The following is a 20,793-nucleotide window of genomic DNA, read 5'->3' on the forward strand; positions in this document are numbered from 1 at the left end:
GCATAAGTGTTAGAAGCACTGTAGTTTGATATTGTAAAACTTCCTGTTGCTGTTGAACATGTAGGCTGGGTTACAGCACTTAATGTCGGAACTGCAGGTATAGCATTTACTGTTACTGTCGTAGCAGTTGAAGCTGGACTTTGACATCCTGAAGCATTCGCTATTCTTACACTATAAGTTCCCGAAGCAGATACAGTAATAGACTGTGTTGTTGCTCCTGTTGACCATAAATAACTGTTTCCTCCGCTAGAAGTTAAAGTAACACTTCCACCAGAACAAAAAGTTGTTGGACCACCTGCTGTAATAGTTGGTGCAGATGGTGTTGGATTTACTGTTACTGACACTAGCGTTCTAGCACTTTCACATCCAGTTAAAGTCTGGCTTACATAATAATTTGCTGATGTTAATGTTTCTGTTCCTGTATATAATGTTCCACCTGTTGATGCACTGTACCATTTTAAATTAGTTCCTGTTGCAACTAAATCGCTAACTTTTTTAGCATCTGCTACACAGAATGTTTGAGAAGATGCTGTTGGTGCAGCCGTATTATTAACTGTAACTGTTACTAAAGTTCTTGTACTCTCACAACTGTTTAGAGTCTGACTCACATAATAATTACCTGATGTTAATGTTTCTGTACCTGTATATAAAGTTCCTCCTGTTGAAGCACTGTACCATTTTAAGCTGGTTCCAGTCGCTGCCAGATCGCTTACTTTTTTAGCATCAATTGCACAAAATGTTTGTGAAGATGCTGTAGGTGCAGCTGTATTATTTACTGTAACTGCCACTAACCTTCTTGCACTCTCTCCACAACTATTAGTAGTCTGACTTACATAGTAATTTCCTGTTGTTAATGTTTCAGTTCCATTATAAAGTGTACCTCCGCTATTTGCGCTATACCATTTTAAATTTGTTCCTGTTGCCACTAAATCACTAACTTTTTTAGCATCAGTTGCACAAAATGTTTGTGAAGATGCTGTTGGTGCAGATGGTGGAGTATCTATCGTTACCGCTACTAACGTTCTTGCACTTTCTCCACAACTATTAGCAGTTTGGCTTACATAATAATTTCCTGTAGCCAAAGTTTGATTTGTAGGAAGGGCAGTACCGCCTGAAGAAGCACTGTACCATTGTAAATTAGTTCCAGTAGCTACTAAATCGCTTACCTTTTTATTATCAGAAGAACAAAAAGTCTGAGAAGAAGCAACCGGAGCCGAAGATATCGTATTAATAGTTACAGCTACCTGAGTTCTTGTACTCTCACATCCGCTTACAGTCTGGCTTGCAAAATAATTTCCAGTTGCTAATGTCTGAGTTGTCGGAAGAGCTGTTCCGCCAGTGCTCGCACTATACCATTTCAAATTGGTACCTGTAGCCACTAAATCACTAACCTTTTTATTCTCAGAAGAGCAAAATGTCTGCGAAGAAGCTGTTGGTGCTGCAGGTACAAAAGTTACTACTGTTGCCGCAGAAATGTCACCAGGACAGCCTGCAGCATTTATTCTTCTAACAGTATAACTTCCATTCGCAGTAACTGTAATGCTTTTCGTTGTTTCTCCCGTTGACCATAAATAAGTACCTGAACCACCAGATGATGTTAATACAACACTTCCTGTTGCACATGTAGTAGAACCACTTGCTGTAATTGTAGCTGAATTTGCTTTCGCGTTAATTGTTACCACTACCGGCTTTATAAACTGACATCCATCAGCAGAAACTGCTTTTATATAATAAGTTGCCGAAGCAGTAACAGCACTTGGTGTTGGATAAGCAGTAGATGCAGCTGAATCTGTCCAATATGAAAGTGTCATATTTGGAGTACTTCCTGCTGTAACTGCCGGAGCTGTTAAATCAACCGTAGCAGGTGCGCAAATTGCAGCAGGGTTAGTAATAATAAGATTAGATGTCTTTGGAGTTACTGCAGCACTAGCTGAATTGTTTGCCGTATTAGTATCTATTGATGCTGGTAACGAGGCAGTATTTGTATAATTACCTGTTGTATTTATTGTTGCAGTAATTTTTAAGGTTACAGATATTTGAGCATCTACATCTCCAATACTCCAACTACCGCTTGCCGAATCATAAACACCTACTGATGGCGTTGAACTTACATAAGTATAGCCTGAAGGAAGCAAATCATTTACCGAAACCCCTGAAACATTATTACCTCCTAAATTGCTTACTTTAACAGTAAATTCTACAGTTGATCCTAAACACGGTGTCGCATTATCAACTGTTTTTGTAATTCCTAAATCAGTACATAAAGTAACACTAACAGGTTTTGACTGTGTTTGAGCTCCACAAGTTAAAGTTGAAGCTACAGAATATGCTCCTGTTTTTGTTGCTGTATAGGTTGAAGAATTAGCTCCTGCTATTGCGGTACCATTATAATACCATTGATAAGGTGCAAAACCAGCTGGCGTTGTCAATTCTGCTTTATTATTAGTACATCCTCCACCAGAAATATAAGTCATGGTTGGATCTTCTGGCTGAACCGCAAAATTAGAGAAAAACCCTGCCATCGAGAATCCTCCTCCTTGCTGTACAATTGAAACCGTTAATTTTGCCGCACTTGAAATAGAAAGAACATTTGGGCTTCCTATTTGAGTATCTTCAAAATTAATCAAATACCAGCCTGTAGTTCCTAATTGATGACGGGCTGTAATACCACTTATAGTCTCAATATTAGTTCCATTTACAGTTACGACATCTGTAGCACTTCTTAAAAGTATATATCCAAAATATGGTAACGATCCAGTACCATAATTTCTAAACTTTGCTGTTTCTATAAAGTTAGATCCGCCGCATTCTGATACTGGCGCAATTGTCGAAATATCAACCTCACAAGATTGTGCTGTACCTGAATACACAACAATTTTCTTATCTGCAAAAACACGCGATGCAGAAAAACTTGTATTCGACACACCATTCTGAAAAGTATAAAAACTCCCCGCTGTTGCCAAAGTAACGTTAGTTGTACCAACTAATGCTCCTGTTGTTGAATAAGTATCTATTGTTAAAGCTGTATTGTCTTTTGTAGCAACTACAGTAGTTTGTTCTGCAGTATCATTTCCTTTTCCTCTTTCAATAAAGTACTCCGTTCCTAAAACTGATTCAGGCGGAACCTGATTAAAAGCCCCATCTCCACAGCCACCCGGCATATCTATCGCCGCTGAAGTATTCATCACAGCAGGACTTGAAGACTCAACCAATGTTCCTATAGCTGCTTTAAACAAATAACTTTGCCCTGCATTTAATGTAGCTGCAACAGCATTATTAATTTTTACAGTTGTATTATTAGCAGTTGCCATAATACTATAAATTGGACGTTGATCTCCTAAACCGCTAAAATTTCCTAATGTACCATCTCTATAATATCCTACTCTAAAACGTACCCCTACACCAGCATCACCAAAACTGGTCAATGCCGCATTTCCCTTTAGGTTTGCATCAACGTTTTCCCCATTAACATAGTCATCAGAAGCAACATTTCGCATGTTTACAGACGTTGGTCCATCACTTGTTATGATCAATCCCGCCCCTGAAATTACCGTATTTAGAGGATTCATTGGAAGATCTTTCGAATAAAGCTTAAATCTGTAGACCGCTGGAGCTCCTTTTACCGTGGTTAAAGTTGTTTCTAAAGTACCATCACTCTTACTTAGCGTAATATTTACAGTAGTAGTAGAATTTGTTGCAATAACAATTTCATTTGCTTTACTAAAATATTGCCAAGGTGCCGGCGCGATATAATGTTTCGTGTAAAATTGAGCAGAAACAGTATAGCTAAGTAGTAAAAAGAATAAAACAAGAAAATTTGGTTTGGAAAACTTAAACCAGTTAAAAGTAAAGTTACGCATAGACAAACTCAGTATTAATTTGTGTAATAGATAGTATAGAAACTGAATACCAAAAATTGATTTTCAGATTATTTAGCAGATACGATAAATTGAAAGGATTGGTTTTTTGATTTTTGAAAAAATATTTTTCAAAATCATAAAAATAATTGGAAAGCGTTTGGACCATAATTGTTTCAGGTTCAAGACACATAGTCGTCTTTGGATTAAATTAGTAGATTTGGTGCTGCGAAAGTATATAAACACCTCAATACTAGCCACATTACTCGACAAACTACCCAGAAAAACGTTGAAATACACATTTCATCGAGATAAATTAACTTTAACAAGTCAATAAACATAGTAATTTAACAATGAAACAACAGAAATTTCTTAATTTTTTAATGAAAAATTAATATTTTTTAATTTAAACGAAAAATACGCAACATTATCCTACAAAGGCAAAAAAATTAAATCGATTACAAAAAGATCAAGAATCTAATTATCAAATAGTTACAATTAATTCTGTAAAATGAAAAATCGGAGAAAATTGTATTGAAATATTCCTATTTAGACTTTACTCAAGAAATTTAATATTTCGCTTAAGTCCATCAAATTTTGTTCTCTTAATAGGTGAATTTTTAAAAACTTTTTGGAAAGTTTCTTCAGTTATTTCTGCCCAATCTTTTTTAGAGAAAGAAATTAAATCCGGATTAGGATTAAAAAGAGGTTCCGAATGCGGCTTTGAAAATCGATTCCATGGACAAACATCCTGGCAGGTATCACAGCCAAACATCCAATCATCAAATTTTCCATGCATATCATTTGGGATATTTTCTTTTAGTTCAATAGTATAATAAGAAATACACTTGCTTCCATCTACAATATAGGGTGCAAGAATTGCCTGTGTAGGACAAGCATCAATACAAGCAGTACAAGAACCACAATGGTCTGTAACGGCATGGTCATATTCTAAATCAAGATCAAGGATAAGTTCTGCTATGAAGTAAAAAGAACCTACCTTTTGAGTTATTAAATTACTGTTTTTTCCAATCCAGCCTAAGCCGCTTTTTGACGCCCAGGCCTTATCTAAAACCGGTGCAGAATCAACAAAGGCACGACCGGAAACTTCACCTATATTCTCTTGAATCGAATAAAGAAGTTCTTTTAATTTTTCTTTTATAACGAAGTGATAATCCTGTCCATAGGCATATTTAGAAATCTTAAAACTATTATCATTTTGAGATTCCGATGGGAAATAATTCAACAATAAAGAAACCACACTTTTGCCATTATCAACTAACAAAGTTGGATCCAGGCGTTTATCAAAATGGTTCGCCATATAAGCCATTTGGCCATTATGATTGTTATTCAGCCATTTCTCAAGCCGGGGCGCTTCTTGTTCTAAAAAGCCTGCTTTAGATATACCACAAGAAATAAACCCTAACCTTTTGGCCTCCTCTTTTATAAATTTTGAATATGTTTCTTTTGAATTGATACTCATCTTTTAGAAAATGAAACTTCGACGTTAACAGGTTTTAAAGTAATTAGCGGGTTAAATTGAATGACATCATTATTCGATTTAATGACATATTTTTTAACAATTTGAGAGATCGCTAAACACATTTCGTAAATGGCAAATCCAGTTCCAATGCACATTCTTGGTCCGGCACCAAATGGATAAAAATATTGCATGGACTCCTTTTTTTGCTCACCAAGGAATCTTTCCGGAATAAATTCATCCGGATTATTCCAATATTTAGGATTTCGATGCAATTCATAAAAAGAAACTCCAATTAATGTACCCTTTTTAATTTTGAATTGAGCCAGAGAATCATCCTCAATATTCTGCCTGTCTGTAATCCAGGCTGGTGGATATAAACGCATAGATTCGTTCAAAACGGCATTGGTATATGTCATTTTTTGAAGCTGTTCAATAACGTTTTCAGTTTGCGACTCAATCTCAATGATTTCATCAAATATTTTTTGCTGCACTTCTGGGTTTCTGCCTAAAAGATGAAGCGTAAATGTTAAAGCATTTGCAGTTGTTTCATGTCCTGCGATAAACAAAACCTTAATTTCATCAACCAATTGTTCAATAGACATACTTTCACCAGTATCTTCATATCTTGTTTCCAAAAGCATGTTTAATAAATCATTTATTTCTTCTTTTGAAGTTTTTCTTTCTTCAATGATTTCCTGAATAATCCTATTGTTCTCTTCAGCCAGCATGAGATGTTTCTTTACCTGACCACTCAATGAAAACCACCATGCCTTATGCGGAAGTCTAATTTCTTTAATTAAAAAATTCTGAACTTCTTCAATTATAAATTTAATTCGGTGAAATTTATTTTCGGCAGTTGAAAGCTGAAATAGAGATTTGGCCACAACATTAAATGCCAGATCACTCATTACAGGAAAAAGATCAACGGGTTTATCCTCTGTCAAACTATCTAATTCTAAACTAATAATTTTATTCATATTAGCTACAAGCTGATTCATCTTTTGTTTATGAAAAGCCGGTTGAATAAGCCGTCTTTGTTTCAGCCAAAAATCGCCGTCGCTGGTTAAAAGCCCTTTTCCTAAATACTTAGAAAGATATACAGATTGAAATTTAGACTTATGATAGTTCTTCTGGTTTTTAACTAAAATATACTGTGCAATTTCATTATCTCTTGACAAGATTATATATTTTGAAGAACCAATTCTAATAGAAAAAGAATCACCGAATCTCTCAAAATATCTCTTATGAAAAGGAATCGGATTTTTACGAACACCTTCAGCATCTTTAAAAAATCTGAGTATCGATAATTTATTAGGGTAAATATATTTTATATTTTCAGACATTTTGAATAGAATTAAAATAATTCACCTTGAATATTGATCTTTATATTTTTTGATTATCAATCTATTTATTGTACTGTATAATCCATTCTGTAATATCAATAATATTCTGAATTTCAGTTTCAGGTGTATTCATTCCAACATCATGACCTTTACCTTCTCTAATTATCAATTTCGTCTCTACTCCTTTCCTTTTTAATTCATCGTAAAGATTTTGAGATTGGCTGACATTAACCAAATTATCTGCATCACCATGAATCAGTAATGTTGGTATATTTGAAATAGTATTAAAAGGGCTTATTTTAATTAATGCAGGATTAGCTCCATTTTCAATTTTAGTTCCTGCCAGTTTTTCGATAATGTCCAGATGACCATTCTTTCTCATAAAATCTACGGCTTCAGAAGAATCTAACCTTGATGGTGCACAAAGTGCTGCTATAGATTTCATGTTCTTTTTAGTATAACCATATAATAGTGCTAAATGAGCACCAGCACTAATTCCAACAATATGATAACCTTTCTTTGCATAACCATATTTGTTTGAAGCTTCTGAAACATAAGCAACAGCTGCATCGATATCTGCTAGTAAATCTTTAGCAGAAATATTGTCACTTACATAACGATAATCGACATTCGCAACAACAAATCCTTTATTACAAATATCCTGAGCATGTTTACTCGTATACTCAAGTCCGCCCATTGACCAAGCTCCTCCATGAAGAAGTATAACAATAGGTACATCTTTTAAATCCCCATTCGGGAGGTATAGATCTAAAACTTGCTGCGACGATTTCCATAAGCAAGATGCGGAAAATACTTAGTCTGACCAAAAGAACTGCAATATGTAAATAATAAAAATAAAACGAGATGTTTCATGATATGTCTAAAATAATCCTCCCTGAATATTTGTATTTACCTTTCCTAAATGTTTATACGCTTTCTCTGTAACTTCACGTCCTCGTGGAGTACGCATAATGAATCCTTCCTGAATTAAAAAAGGTTCGTAAACTTCTTCAATAGTTTCACTGCTTTCAGATACTGCAGTAGCCAAAGTCGAAAGTCCAACAGGCCCTCCTTTAAATTTATTGATAATGGTTAGTAATATCTTGTTATCCATTTCGTCAAGTCCGTGAGCATCTACATTCAATGCTTTTAGTGCATATCTGGCAATTTCAAGATCAATAGTCCCATTACCTTTTATCTGTGCAAAATCACGAACTCTGCGCAATAATGCATTTGCAATACGAGGTGTTCCACGGCTGCGGCCTGCTATTTCAATTGCTGCTTCAAGATCAATTGGCATTTTTAATATACCGGCACTTCTCTCCACAATAGTCGTTAAAAGTTCTGTAGAATAATATTGTAAACGTGATGAAATCCCAAAACGAGCTCTCATTGGAGCTGTTAATAATCCAGAACGGGTAGTTGCTCCAATTAAGGTGAACGGATTTAGATTGATTTGAACTGTTCTTGCATTTGGACCGGATTCAATCATGATATCAATTTTGAAATCTTCCATTGCCGAATATAAATATTCTTCCACAATAGGACTCAAACGATGAATCTCATCAATAAACAAAACATCTCTTTCATCAAGATTAGTCAATAAACCGGCTAAGTCTCCCGGTTTATCCAGAACAGGTCCCGAAGTAATTTTGATACCTACTTCCAGCTCATTTGCAAGAATATTAGCCAAAGTTGTTTTACCAAGCCCAGGAGGTCCATGAAACAAAGCATGATCAAGTGCCTCACCACGCTGATTTGCAGCTGCGACAAAAACTTTTAAGTTCTCTAAAACCTGGTCCTGACCGGCAAAATCATCAAATGACAGTGGACGCAATCTTTTTTCAAGATCTAATTCTTCTGGGTTATATCCTTTTGTAGTAGGATCTAGGTTTTCATTCATTCTACAAAGATATAGAAACTAATCAGTTTGTAAAACAGTAAATCTGAACGATTAAAACTTTAACTAAAGAAAAAAGACCGTCATTTCTGACGGTCTTTTGATATTTTTAGTGGTGTAAAACTTCTTCACCTTCTTTCATCGGTACATTTTGAGGAACAAAATCTACATCGTGATTTGGGTTACTATAGTCATACGGCCAACGATATACGTGAGGAATTTCTCCTGGCCAGTTTCCGTGAATATGCTCAACTGGAGTTGTCCACTCTAAAGTTGTAGATTTCCATGGATTTTGAACTGCTTTCTTACCGTAGAAAATACTACTAAAGAAGTTGTATAAGAATACTAACTGGAACGCTCCACCTACAAGAGCAAATGTTGTAATTAAAACATTCACATTTTGCAAATCATCAAATAATGGGAAATTAGTATTTGTATAGTAACGTCTTGGTAAACCTGCTAATCCAATAAAGTGCATTGGGAAGAAAACTCCATAAGCACAAACTGCTGTTACCCAAAAGTGAATATAACCTAAGTTTTTATTTAACATTCTTCCGTACATTTTAGGAAACCAGTGGTAAATACCAGCAAACATTCCGTAAAGTGCAGAGATACCCATTACTAAGTGAAAGTGAGCAATTACGAAGTAAGTATCGTGAACGTTAATATCTAAAGTACTATCTCCTAAAATGATTCCAGTTAAACCTCCAGTGATGAAAGTAGAAACCATTCCAATAGAGAATAACATTGCAGGGTTAAATTGTAAGTTACCTTTCCATAAAGTTGTAATCCAGTTAAAAGCTTTTACAGCAGAAGGAATTGCAATCAATAAAGTTGTAAAAGTAAATACAGATCCTAAGAAAGGATTCATACCAGAGATAAACATGTGATGCCCCCAAACAATAGTTGATAAGAATGCAATTGCAAGAACTGACATAATCATCGCTCTGTATCCGAAGATTGGTTTACGAGAGTTCGTAGCCATAATTTCAGAAACAAGACCCATCGCTGGTAAGATTACGATATAAACCTCAGGGTGACCTAAGAACCAGAATAAGTGCTCAAACAATACCGGAGAACCTCCTTGGTAGTGTAAAACCTCTCCTGCAATATAGATATCAGATAAGAAGAATGAAGTACCAAAACTTCTATCGAAAATCAATAATAAAGCAGCTGATAATAATACTGGGAATGAAATAACACCAATAATAGCTGTTACGAAAAATGTCCAGATTGTAAGTGGAAGTCTAGTCATAGACATTCCTTTAGTTCTCAAGTTGATAACAGTTACAATGTAGTTTAATGATCCCATTAATGAAGATGCAATAAAGATAGCCATTGAAACTAACCATAAAGTCATACCTGCTCCAGATCCTGGAATAGCTTGTGGTAAAGCACTTAATGGAGGATAAATTGTCCAACCTGCAGAAGCTGGTCCAGCTTCAACAAATAAAGAACTTAACATTACTACAGCAGATATAAAAAACAACCAGTATGAAATCATATTCATAAATCCAGAAGCCATATCTCGCGCTCCAATTTGAAGTGGAATAAGTAAGTTACTAAAAGTTCCACTCAAACCAGCCGTCAGTACAAAGAATACCATGATGGTACCGTGAATTGTAACTAAAGCCAGATAAATATCATTTGCCATAACACCGTCAGGTGCAAATTTATCTCCTAATAAAACATTGAATATTTTAAAAGACTCTTCTGGCCACGCTAATTGCATTCTGAAAAGCAAGGACATTGCAATACCAATTACTCCCATAACAATACCAGTAATCAAGTATTGTTTAGCAATCATTTTGTGATCAATACTAAAAATATATTTAGTAATGAACGTGTCTTTATGATGATGTTCGTGCTCGTGATCGTGTCCGTGATCGTGACCGTGCGCTTCTGCTGACATATATGTGTACTTTAAATTTTCTTAATAATATTATTTCATAGCTACTTTAGCAACCGCAGCCTTAACAGTATCGATAACTGCTTTTACAGTATCTTTTACTTTAGCAGCAGTATCTACAGCAGTTCCTTCAACTCCTTCAGCTGGTTTTTCAGCAGCAGCTGCCGCTTTAATATCCTGAGCTAAAGTTGTTTTTTCACTTAACCATTTTTTATAATCTTCCGGAGTATCAACAACAACTTTCATTTGCATGTTATAGTGTGAAGCTCCACAGATTTTATTACACAATAATAAATAATCAAATGTATAAGGATCTAAAGCTGTTCCTCCTTTTGCAACTAACTCAACACTTTTTTCAGCTCTAAGTTTATTGATATTTGCCACTTTTTCAATCATAAATGGCAACTCTCTGTACTCTGCAGTAGTGTAAGTAGGAACAAAAGCAAATTCAGTAACCATTCCAGGTACACAGTTCATCTGCGCTCTAAAGTGAGGCATGTAAGCTGAGTGTAAAACGTCTTGAGAACGCATTTTGAAATGTACTTTTTTACCTTTAGGAATATGTAATTCAGTAACTACAATATCATCTTGAGAATTAGGATCTGACATATCAACTCCTAATGTGTTGATTCCTTCAATTAAACGTACGTTAGCTTTTCCTAAAACATTATCATTTCCTGCATATCTGGCAGTCCATTTAAATTGTTGAGCATATAATTCGATTTCGACTACATCTTCATCTTTGTCAACAAACATAATGTTATTCCAAGCATACAATCCGTAAAGAATTAAACATGCTAAAACTACAGATGGAATAATACTCCAGATTGCCTCTAATTTATTACTATCTGCAAAAAATAATGCTTTTCTATCTTTATGTCCTCTATTTTTAAAAGAAAACCAATATAGTAAACCTTGTGTAATAACCTGTACTGTAAAGATCAAAACCCAAGTAATATTCATTAAACTATCTACTAAAATTCCATGCTCAGAAGCAGGAGTATGAAGTGCCAAATTACCCCATTTTAGTAAACCATAAATAGTAAATATATAAATGAATGCCAAAAAGCCAAACATGATATATCCCTGAATGTTATTATCATTATCTGATGCAACTTGAGAATCGTCCGAAGAAGATCCTACTTGAGTAAGATCAAATATCTTGGTCAATTGCCATAGCGCAACTGCTAATAAAACTAAAACTATAATTACCAACAAACTTGTCATCTGTTTACTTCTTTAAATATTAATAATGAAAATGTTTACTTTCTTCAATGAAAGGATTTCTTTTTGCAAGCAAAGGTGACTTAGTTAATGCAGTAAATACAACAAATATAAATAGACCTAAGAAGAAAAGAATAGACGCAATTTCAGGAACTCCAATAAACCATTTGTCTCCAACTGTACCAGGCATAATCATATTAAAGAAATCAACATAATGACCTAATAATATTACAACACCCGCCATAACAATAACCCAGCTAAGACGTTTAAAGTCAGTATTGATTAATATTAATAATGGGAAAACAAAATTCATAACAACTGCACCAAAGAAAGGCAGGTTATACAATTGAATTCTTGTTACAAAATAAGTTACCTCCTCTGGAATGTTAGCATACCAGATCAACATGAATTGAGAAAACCATAAGTAAGTCCAGAAAACACTAATACCAAACATAAATTTAGCTAAATCGTGAATGTGACTTGTATTTACGTATTCTAAATATCCTTTAGATTTTAAATATATTGTAACTAAAGCTATCGAAGTAATTCCACTTACAAAGAAAGAAGCGAAAACATACCACCCAAACAAAGTACTGAACCAGTGAGGATCAAATGACATAATCCAGTCCCAAGACATAATTGATTCAGAAACAATAAAGAAAACTAAGAATCCTGCAGATAACTTAAAGTTCTTTTTGTAGTAAAGATCATCGTTAGCTTCGTCTTGAGCTAAACAGTTTTTTCTAGAAAAATGACGGTATAAATTCCATCCTAGTAAAAAGATAAAAGCTCTAACAATCCAAAATGGAAAGTTTAAATATCCAGATTTACCCGCAATTATTTCATCATAATCAGCATGAGTTGGATCTGTAACATGCTCACCTAACCATACAAAAATATGATTAAAATGTAATCCGCATAAAACTAAGATTATAAAAAAGATGATAGAACCAGCAGGCAAATAAGCTGTAATACCTTGCATTACTCTAAACAAAACTGGAGACCAACCTGCCTGAGCAACTTGTTGAATAGCATAAAAAGCTAAAACCCCCATAGAAAGCAGTAAAAAGAAAATACAAGCTACATATAATGCAGACCAAGGCTTGTTTTGCAATTGGTGCAATACGTGATTTAAATGTTCTGTGTGTTCATCAGCAGCGCCAACTTTTGCGTGCTCTCCACCTTTGTGTTCTTCGTGTGAAGCTTCAGCGGCAGCTTCATGATGTCCTGCTTCTTTATGAGAAACCTCTGCAGATTCCGCATGCGCAGCACCATGTTCTCCATGAGCCTCAGCAGCTAGTATTTTTTCAACTTCTTGAATATCTTTAGGCGCACTTAAAAAACCATACCCAATTCCTAATAGTCCAAGAACCATTAAGATGATAGAAAAAGTTTTTAATTTACTTGAAAATGTATACATATCTATTACGATCAGTTTGTTCAACAATTATAATTGGCTTTTTAGTTTTAGAACATAGTCAGCAACTAACCAACGTTCGTGGGCACTTAATTGATTTGCGTGTGAACCCATTGCATTTAAACCATAAGTTTCAACGTGAAATATACTTCCTTCAGTAATATCTCTGTCTTTATAGCTAGGTACTCCAAGAAATTTTTCTCTTTCAACCAATTTACCTTTACCGTTACCAGCAGCACCATGGCAGCTGATACAATAAATTTCGAAAAGTTCTTTACCTTTTCCAGAATTTCTTTCTTCTTCAGTCAAAGGAGATTTTAAATTAGCTTTTGCCAATTCATAACCTGTAGTCGAATTTTCATATTCATAAGGCTCAAAACCTCTATTAATAGTTCCTTCAACAGGAAGCTGTCCTTCTTTGTCTCCTTTAAATATTTTTGCCTCTGTATATGGCTCATATGCCACAGATTCATACATATTTGGGAAATACTGATAGTTTGGTGCCGAATTATTGTGGCAAGATGAAACTAAAATAGTTATACCAACTAAAAGTGTTATTTTATATATCCTTTTCATAGCTACAATTAATTCTTTTCAATTACTTTAACTTCAACAGCTCCTGTACCTTCGAAAAAAGAAACAAGTTCTGCTTCGTTATCGTTTACAGCAACTTCCATTAAGAAATGGTCATCTGTTGTTCTTACATCAGGATTCTCAGCTTGCTTAAATGGCCATAATCTACTTCTCATATAAAAAGTAATTACCATTAAGTGCGCAGCGAAAAATACAGTCATCTCAAACATAATTGGCACAAAAGAAGGCATATTCTGAATGAAACTAAAACTTGGTTTTCCACCAATATCCTGCGGCCAGTCATGAATCATAATATAACTCATCATTGTTGTTGCAACAGAAATACCAACACATCCATATAGGAAAGCACAAATTGCTAATCTTGTTGGTGCTAAACCCATGGCTTTATCCAATCCGTGAACTGGGAATGGAGTAAAAACCTCTTCAATATGATGATGAGCAGCTCTGGTTTTCTTTACTGCATCCATCAAAATATCATCGTCATTATAAATGGCGTATATTACTTTATTACTCATGATGTGAATCTTTATTTGCTCTTTCTCTAATGTAATTATCTCCTGTTCCTTTCAAAATTGTTTTTACCTCTGCCTGAGCAATTACAGGGAATGTTCTAGAGTATAATAAAAACAATACAAAGAAGAAACCAATTGTTCCAATGAAAATTCCAATATCAACAAATGTTGGTGAGAACATTGTCCAAGAAGATGGAAGGTAATCTCTATGTAAAGAAGTAACAATAATTACGAATCTTTCAAACCACATTCCGATGTTTACAACGATCGAAATAATAAATGAAAACATGATACTTGTTCTTAATTTTTTGAACCACATAAATTGTGGAGAGAAAACGTTACAAGTCATCATCGACCAATATGCCCACCAGTAAGGTCCGGTAGCTCTGTTTAAGAATGCATACTGCTCATATTCTACACCTGAATACCAAGCTACAAATAACTCAGTGATGTAAGCTACACCTACTATAGATCCAGTAATCATGATAATGATGTTCATTAACTCGATATGCTGTAATGTAATGTATGCTTCAAGGTTAGAAACTTTTCTCATAACGATCAACAATGTATTTACCATCGCAAATCCTGAGAATACCGCTCCAGCAACGAAGTATGGAGGGAAAATTGTTGTATGCCATCCTGGAATTACAGAAGTAGCAAAGTCCATAGATACAATCGTGTGTACAGAAAGTACAAGAGGAGTAGCTAAACCAGCTAATACTAAAGATACTTCTTCAAAACGCTGCCAGTCTTTTGCTCTTCCACTCCATCCAAAACTTAGGATAGAATAAACTCTTTTATTAAATGGAGTTATAGCTCTATCACGAAGCATTGCAAAGTCAGGTAATAAACCAGTCCACCAGAAAACTAATGATACTGAAAGATACGTTGAGATTGCGAATACGTCCCAAAGCAATGGTGAGTTAAAGTTTACCCATAAAGATCCAAATTGATTTGGAATAGGTAAAACCCAGTATGCTAACCATGGACGTCCCATGTGAATAATTGGAAATAAACCTGCTTGAACTACTGAGAAGATAGTCATTGCTTCTGCAGAACGGTTAATAGCCATTCTCCAACGTTGACGGAAAAGTAATAATACCGCAGAAATCAAAGTTCCAGCGTGACCAATACCAACCCACCAAACGAAGTTAGTAATATCCCAAGCCCAACCAACTGTTTTATTTAATCCCCATGTTCCAATTCCGGTAGATACGGTGTAAATTATACAGCCTAACCCCCAAAGGAAGGCTGTTAATGCGATTGAAAATACAATCCACCATTGTTTATTTGCAGGTCCTTCAACAGGCGCTGCCACATCTACAGTTACATCATGATATGATTTATCACCTATAACTAAAGGTTTTCTAATGGGTGCTTCGTAGTGAGACGACATAATCCTTTATATTGTTTCTTAATTAATAATTTTACTAAGTGTTTCTAACTTTTACGTGGTAGAAAACATTTGGTTTTGTACCAACATGCTCTAATAAATGATACATTCTATCGCTTTCTGCTAATTTAGCAACTTCGCTTTCTTTATCATTTACATCTCCAAATACCATCGCACCAGAAGAACAAGCTGCAGAACATGCACAAGCATTGTTGAACTCGTCTTTAGCTACTACTCTACCTTGACGTTTAGCTTCAAGGATAACAGCTTGAGTGCTTTGGATACAGAATGAACATTTTTCCATAACTCCACGAGAACGAACGTTTACGTCTGGGTTTAATACCATACGACCTAAATCATCATTCATGTGATAATCGAATTCACTGTTTTTGTTGTACAAGAACCAGTTGAAACGACGAACTTTATATGGACAGTTATTAGCACAGTAACGAGTACCAACACATCTGTTATATGCCATGTGGTTTTGACCTTGACGACCGTGAGAAGTTGCAGCAACCGGACAAACTGTTTCACATGGTGCGTGATTACAGTGTTGACACATTACAGGCTGGAATGCTACTTGTGGGTTATCTCCAGGTTTTTCCATTTCATTAAATGTAGATAATGAACTAGATAAACCAGCAATTTTTTCTTTTCTTTCGTTATCACCTTCAAAAGTACTTTCAGAAGAATAATATCTGTCAATACGCAACCAGTGCATATCACGGCTTCTTCTTACCTCTGCTTTACCAACAACTGGTACGTTGTTTTCTGCATGACAAGCAATAACACATGCTCCACATCCTGTACAAGCATTTAAGTCAATTGAAAGGTTAAAATGGTGTCCAGTAGAACGATCAAATGATTCCCATAAATCAACAGTAGTAGCTTTTACTTCCTGATGATCTAAAGATACCATTGGCTGTGGGTTCCAATGTTCAGCATTTTCTTTATTAAATACGTCCAGAGTAGTTTCTTTAATGATATCTCCTCTACCCATTAATGTTTTTTGCCCTTGAACACAAGCAAACTCATGCTCTCCATTTGCCTTAGCAATAGAAACAGACTGAACACTATTGAAATTTTTATATAAAGCGTAAGCATTTAAACCTACTTGCATTTCTTCTTTTAAAGCCGCTTTACGACCGTAACCTACAGCTAAACCAACTGTTCCAACAGCTTGTCCTGGCTGAACAATTACCGGAACATTTTCTAATTTAGAACCATCAGCTATAGTAATAGTAGCATAACTACCATTTAAACCTCCGTTTGCAACAATTTCATTTGACAATCCTAATTTCTTAGCGTCTGCATTTGAAACTGTAACGTAGTTATCCCAAGAAACTCTGGTAATTGGATCTGGGAACTCTTGTAACCAAGGGTTGTTTGCATGTTGTCCATCACCCATACCTGTTTTAGTATATAATACTAATTCAAAGTCTCCAGCAGATTTTGATTTTGAAAGTGCACTTGCAGCACCAGCGAAATCAAATGAACCACCAGCTAAAGCAGTAGAGCCAATTACAAAAACACCATCATGTAAAACTTTATTCCAAGAAGAACCAGTAATGATTGCTGCAGAATTAGCTTTTACATAATCATAGAAAGTTCCAGGTGTTCCATTTACTGATAATAAAACATCCTGAAATTGTTTTGTATCAAAGATTGGACGAATTGTAGGCTGAGTTAAACTGTAAGTTCCTTTTGTAATTACTACATCTCCCCAAGACTCTAAATAATGAGGTGCAGGAGCAGCAATTGTAGATATTGCAGCAGTTTCATCTTCTTTTAAAGAAAAAGCAACTGATGTTTTTACTTTTTTCAATCCAGACACGAAAGAAGCTGAATCAGCTAAAGTGTAAACCGGGTTAACACCACTCATAATTAAAGTATGAACACTTCCTGCATTCAAATCTTTAATTAATTGTGCTACAACAGCATTAGAACCTTTTCTAATTTGTCTAGTTCCAGCAGTATTAAAAGCTTCACTAGCCAATGCCTGATTGATAGCTAAAACTAATAATTGTGCATTTTTATCTTCAATTCCTGATACTAAAATTCCTTTTGTACCAGATGCTTTTAATTGCTGCGCAGCTTTTACAACTTCTGCTTTAAATTTTTCATCTAAAGTAACCGGAACAGAAGCACCAACAACAATATTATAAATTTGAACCAAAGCTTGTTTTTGATCAGCTGTACTCATTGGTACACGCTTATCAGCAGCAGCTCCAGATAAAGTCATGTTTGATTCAAACTGAAAATGACGAGACATTTTTCCGTTTTGAGGAATACGTCCTTTTGCATATCCAGCATCGTATCCACCACCTTGCCAGTCTCCTAAGAAATCAGCACCAACAGATACAATTAATGAAGCTTTTGAAAAATCATAATCAACCAAAGCTCTCTCTCCATATACAGTTTCGAATGCATCTAATGCATCAGAAGAAGAAACGGCATCATAAACAACATGCTTTGCATTTGGGTTTTTAGCAATAAACTCACCTATTAATTTCTCAGTAGATGGACTTGCTAAAGTATTAGTTAATAATACTACCTGACCTCCTTTTGCTTTCGCATCTGCCAAACTTGATTTAATTTTTAAATCAACTGCTGACCAGCTGCTAGCTTTTCCATCTAATTTAGGAGCTTTCAAACGCATGCTATCATATAATCCTAAGATAGATGCATGAACTCTTGCATTAGCTGAAAACTTAGCTCCAGAAATAGTATTGTTTTCAATTTTAATTGGACGACCCTCACGAGTTTTCACCAAAAGGTTAGCAAAATCAAAACCATCAAAAACAGTAGTTGCATAGTAATCTGCAACACCAGGAATGATTTGCTCTGGTTGTAATACATAAGGGATAGACTTGTGCACAGGACCTTCACAAGCAGCAAGTGTAACTGCCGCAGTACTAAATCCTACGTACTTTAAAAAGTCACGACGTGAAGTTCCAGATGAAGCTAAAGCATCTGCATTTCCTAAGAATTCATCCGTAGGAATCTCTTCAACAAATTCGTTATTTCTAAGCGCCTCAACAATAGAACTATTTTCTAGTTCTTCAACACTTTTCCAGTATTTTTTGTTTGATGACATTGTATATAAATATTAAAATCTTAATAATTCGATTAATAGTGGCATTTACCGCATTCTAAACCTCCCATTTGCGCTGCAGTTAATTTCTCTACACCGTATTTTTTAGAAAGTTCAGCATGAATTTTATCATAATATGCATTTCCTTCCATCTTAACATCAGTTTTTCTATGGCAGTCAATACACCATCCCATTGTTAATTTAGAATATTGCTTCATGATTTCAAATTCCTGTACTGGACCGTGACAAGTTTGACATTCAACTCCTGCAACAGAAACGTGTTGTGAGTGGTTGAAGTAAACAAAATCAGGAAGATTATGAATACGAACCCATTTTACAGGTTGTGTTTTTCCGGTATAAGCTTGTTTAGTCTTATCCCATCCAACAGCATCGTATAATTTTTGAATCTGAGCATCGTAAAATGCTTTGCTGTATTCAGCAGTAGCAGTAGTTTCTGCAACTTCAGAAATATTTTTATGACAGTTCATACAAACATTTAAAGAAGGAATACCAGCCGTTTTACTTACACGTGCAGCAGAGTGACAATATTTACAATTGATCTCGTTATCACCAGCGTGAATTTTGTGTGAATAGTGAATTGGCTGAATTGGCTCATAATTCTGATCAACACCAACCTGCATCAAGTATCCGTATACAAAGTAACCACTAGCTAAAAGCAAGAATATAGAAGTAACTAATACTAAAAATTGGTTTTTAGCAAATGCTTTCCAAATTGGAGTTCTGGCTTCTTTAGGCCCAACTACGATTCCATTATTACTTGCAACTTTAGTTAATACTTTGTTCACCATGAACAACATAACAACTAAAATAGCCATTACTAAAGCAAGAGCTCCTAAAATAATATTATTAGAAATCCCACTTCCTTCTGCTTGAGGGCCAGTTGGCAAAGCAGCTGTAGTTCCAGCAGGTTTTTCTGGTATAGGCTGAGAAGTATAAGCGATAATATTATCAATATCAGCTTCTGCCAATTGAGGGAACGAAGTCATTACTGACTTGTTATTTTCCTCAAAAAGTTTAACAGCAACAGGGTCTCCTGATTTAATCATATCAGAACTGTTGTGTACCCATTTGTAAATCCATGCCATATCGTGCTTAGAGGCAACACCTCTTAAAGCAGGACCAGTTGATTTAGCATCTAATTTGTGACATGCAGCGCAATTTGCATTAAAAAGTTCTTTCCCTTTTACTGGATCACCACCACCAGATGCAGCAGCAGGAGCTGCAGCAGCTTCAGTCGCCGCAGGAGCTGCAGCCGGATCTTGAGCAAATGAAGTTAGGGAGAAAATTAACGTTAGCGATAAACTAAGTAATAATTTTCTTGAGATCGAATTATGGTTACCCACCTTTTTCATATAGTATAATAATTATCTACTAATTTTTGGTATGATTTTTTCTGTAATAAATCAGACAAAAACTAATACCTTCTTTTAAAACTTGCACAAAAATACGACTTATGAACTATTCTCAAAACCTTAAAATAGTCTTAAATATCAATTTATATCAATTCTAAATAATATTAAAATTTTACATACAAACTTTAAATAGTATTTTTGCATAAAAACCATCACATTATGAGAATTTTAACCTCTTCAAAAAACGTTTTCTTAACATTCACAATGTTGACATTAGCATATAATATTCATGCTCAAAGCCAAAATTTAACACTGAATCAAGACCCAAAATTTGAGCAATTATTGAACGACAAACGTAAATTTAACACATCAATAAGTACAAACGATTCTTATCGAATTCAAATTTTTAGCGGCAAAAGCGAAGATGCAAAAAAGACTTTGTCGGACTTTAAAAGAGAATACACAAATATTGACGGCACCATAATTTTTAACACTCCGAATTACAAGGTTATTGTTGGAAATTTTAAATCAAGAATAGAAGCCGAAAGGAATTTAATTGACATTAGAAAAAAGTACAAAAGCGTCTTTTTACTTAAGCCTGGTAAATAATTAAAAACTAAATAAAAAGAAAAAGCGAGATAATTATCTCGCTTTTTCTTTTTATAAATCTAAGTATCTTTTTAAACTCTTTAAC

The 20,793-nt window shown here is 34.9% G+C and carries 12 protein-coding genes and 2 pseudogenes; 1 reads left to right on the plus strand and 13 read right to left on the minus strand.

Going from position 1 to position 20,793, the window contains the following annotated elements; translation table 11 throughout:
* The 13 genes and pseudogenes from APR43_RS07100 to APR43_RS07165 all read right to left on the minus strand — a co-directional run.
* Positions 1–3,860, minus strand: a pseudogene (locus APR43_RS07100) (DUF11 domain-containing protein); the annotation flags it as partial.
* Between the two features lie 553 nt (positions 3,861–4,413).
* On the minus strand, positions 4,414–5,340 hold the full coding sequence (gene queG / locus APR43_RS07110) for a tRNA epoxyqueuosine(34) reductase QueG (RefSeq protein WP_053474378.1): 927 nt from the start codon (positions 5,338–5,340) through the stop codon (positions 4,414–4,416).
* Positions 5,337–6,683 (minus strand): cytochrome P450, encoded by a 1,347-nt coding sequence (locus APR43_RS07115; RefSeq protein ID WP_053474379.1) that lies wholly within the window; start codon positions 6,681–6,683, stop codon positions 5,337–5,339. Before APR43_RS07115 ends, queG begins: the two co-directional genes overlap by 4 nt.
* Before the next feature lie 61 nt (positions 6,684–6,744).
* Positions 6,745–7,443 (minus strand): annotated as a pseudogene (locus tag APR43_RS07120) (alpha/beta hydrolase); the annotation flags it as partial.
* A 120-nt stretch (positions 7,444–7,563) separates the two neighbouring features.
* Positions 7,564–8,586: a Holliday junction branch migration DNA helicase RuvB gene (ruvB, locus tag APR43_RS07125; RefSeq protein WP_053474381.1), complete on the minus strand. Its 1,023-nt coding sequence runs from the start codon at positions 8,584–8,586 to the stop codon at positions 7,564–7,566.
* A gap of 106 nt (positions 8,587–8,692) precedes the next feature.
* Positions 8,693–10,495: a cbb3-type cytochrome c oxidase subunit I gene (locus APR43_RS07130; protein WP_053474382.1), complete on the minus strand. Its 1,803-nt coding sequence runs from the start codon at positions 10,493–10,495 to the stop codon at positions 8,693–8,695.
* 30 nt (positions 10,496–10,525) lie between these two features.
* Positions 10,526–11,719 carry a cytochrome c oxidase subunit II gene (locus APR43_RS07135; RefSeq protein WP_053474383.1) on the minus strand — a complete coding sequence of 398 codons (1,194 nt, stop codon included), beginning with the start codon at positions 11,717–11,719 and terminating at the stop codon, positions 10,526–10,528.
* Between the two features lie 19 nt (positions 11,720–11,738).
* On the minus strand, positions 11,739–13,136 hold the full coding sequence (locus APR43_RS07140; protein WP_053474384.1) for a hypothetical protein: 1,398 nt from the start codon (positions 13,134–13,136) through the stop codon (positions 11,739–11,741).
* A gap of 27 nt (positions 13,137–13,163) precedes the next feature.
* Complete coding sequence (locus APR43_RS07145) at positions 13,164–13,709, minus strand: c-type cytochrome (protein ID WP_053474385.1); 546 nt, start codon at positions 13,707–13,709, stop codon at positions 13,164–13,166.
* An 8-nt stretch (positions 13,710–13,717) separates the two neighbouring features.
* On the minus strand, positions 13,718–14,242 hold the full coding sequence (locus APR43_RS07150) for a DUF3341 domain-containing protein (RefSeq protein WP_025572651.1): 525 nt from the start codon (positions 14,240–14,242) through the stop codon (positions 13,718–13,720).
* A complete protein-coding gene (nrfD, locus tag APR43_RS07155; protein ID WP_053474386.1) occupies positions 14,235–15,635 on the minus strand; it encodes an NrfD/PsrC family molybdoenzyme membrane anchor subunit in 1,401 nt (466 codons plus the stop codon). Before nrfD ends, APR43_RS07150 begins: the two co-directional genes overlap by 8 nt.
* A gap of 34 nt (positions 15,636–15,669) precedes the next feature.
* Positions 15,670–18,729 carry a TAT-variant-translocated molybdopterin oxidoreductase gene (locus APR43_RS07160; RefSeq protein WP_053474387.1) on the minus strand — a complete coding sequence of 1,020 codons (3,060 nt, stop codon included), beginning with the start codon at positions 18,727–18,729 and terminating at the stop codon, positions 15,670–15,672.
* Positions 18,730–18,761: 32 nt separating this feature from the next.
* A complete protein-coding gene (locus APR43_RS07165; protein WP_053474388.1) occupies positions 18,762–20,099 on the minus strand; it encodes a c-type cytochrome in 1,338 nt (445 codons plus the stop codon).
* Between the two features lie 219 nt (positions 20,100–20,318).
* Here APR43_RS07165 and APR43_RS07170 point away from each other — a divergent pair, with 219 nt between their 5' ends.
* Complete coding sequence (locus APR43_RS07170) at positions 20,319–20,708, plus strand: SPOR domain-containing protein (RefSeq protein WP_053474389.1); 390 nt, start codon at positions 20,319–20,321, stop codon at positions 20,706–20,708.
* Positions 20,709–20,793 lie beyond the last annotated feature (85 nt).

This window comes from Flavobacterium sp. NLM (genome assembly GCF_002210235.1).
GTDB lineage: Bacteria > Bacteroidota > Bacteroidia > Flavobacteriales > Flavobacteriaceae > Flavobacterium > Flavobacterium panici.

Coding starts and splice junctions, on each gene's coding strand:
- queG (WP_053474378.1), bottom strand. CDS start 5,340: ATGAGTATCAATTCAAAAGAAACATATTCAAAATTTATAAAAGAGGAG.
- APR43_RS07115 (WP_053474379.1), bottom strand. CDS start 6,683: ATGTCTGAAAATATAAAATATATTTACCCTAATAAATTATCGATACTC.
- ruvB (WP_053474381.1), bottom strand. CDS start 8,586: ATGAATGAAAACCTAGATCCTACTACAAAAGGATATAACCCAGAAGAA.
- APR43_RS07130 (WP_053474382.1), bottom strand. CDS start 10,495: ATGTCAGCAGAAGCGCACGGTCACGATCACGGACACGATCACGAGCAC.
- APR43_RS07135 (WP_053474383.1), bottom strand. CDS start 11,719: ATGACAAGTTTGTTGGTAATTATAGTTTTAGTTTTATTAGCAGTTGCG.
- APR43_RS07140 (WP_053474384.1), bottom strand. CDS start 13,136: ATGTATACATTTTCAAGTAAATTAAAAACTTTTTCTATCATCTTAATG.
- APR43_RS07145 (WP_053474385.1), bottom strand. CDS start 13,709: ATGAAAAGGATATATAAAATAACACTTTTAGTTGGTATAACTATTTTA.
- APR43_RS07150 (WP_025572651.1), bottom strand. CDS start 14,242: ATGAGTAATAAAGTAATATACGCCATTTATAATGACGATGATATTTTG.
- nrfD (WP_053474386.1), bottom strand. CDS start 15,635: ATGTCGTCTCACTACGAAGCACCCATTAGAAAACCTTTAGTTATAGGT.
- APR43_RS07160 (WP_053474387.1), bottom strand. CDS start 18,729: ATGTCATCAAACAAAAAATACTGGAAAAGTGTTGAAGAACTAGAAAAT.
- APR43_RS07165 (WP_053474388.1), bottom strand. CDS start 20,099: ATGAAAAAGGTGGGTAACCATAATTCGATCTCAAGAAAATTATTACTT.
- APR43_RS07170 (WP_053474389.1), top strand. CDS start 20,319: ATGAGAATTTTAACCTCTTCAAAAAACGTTTTCTTAACATTCACAATG.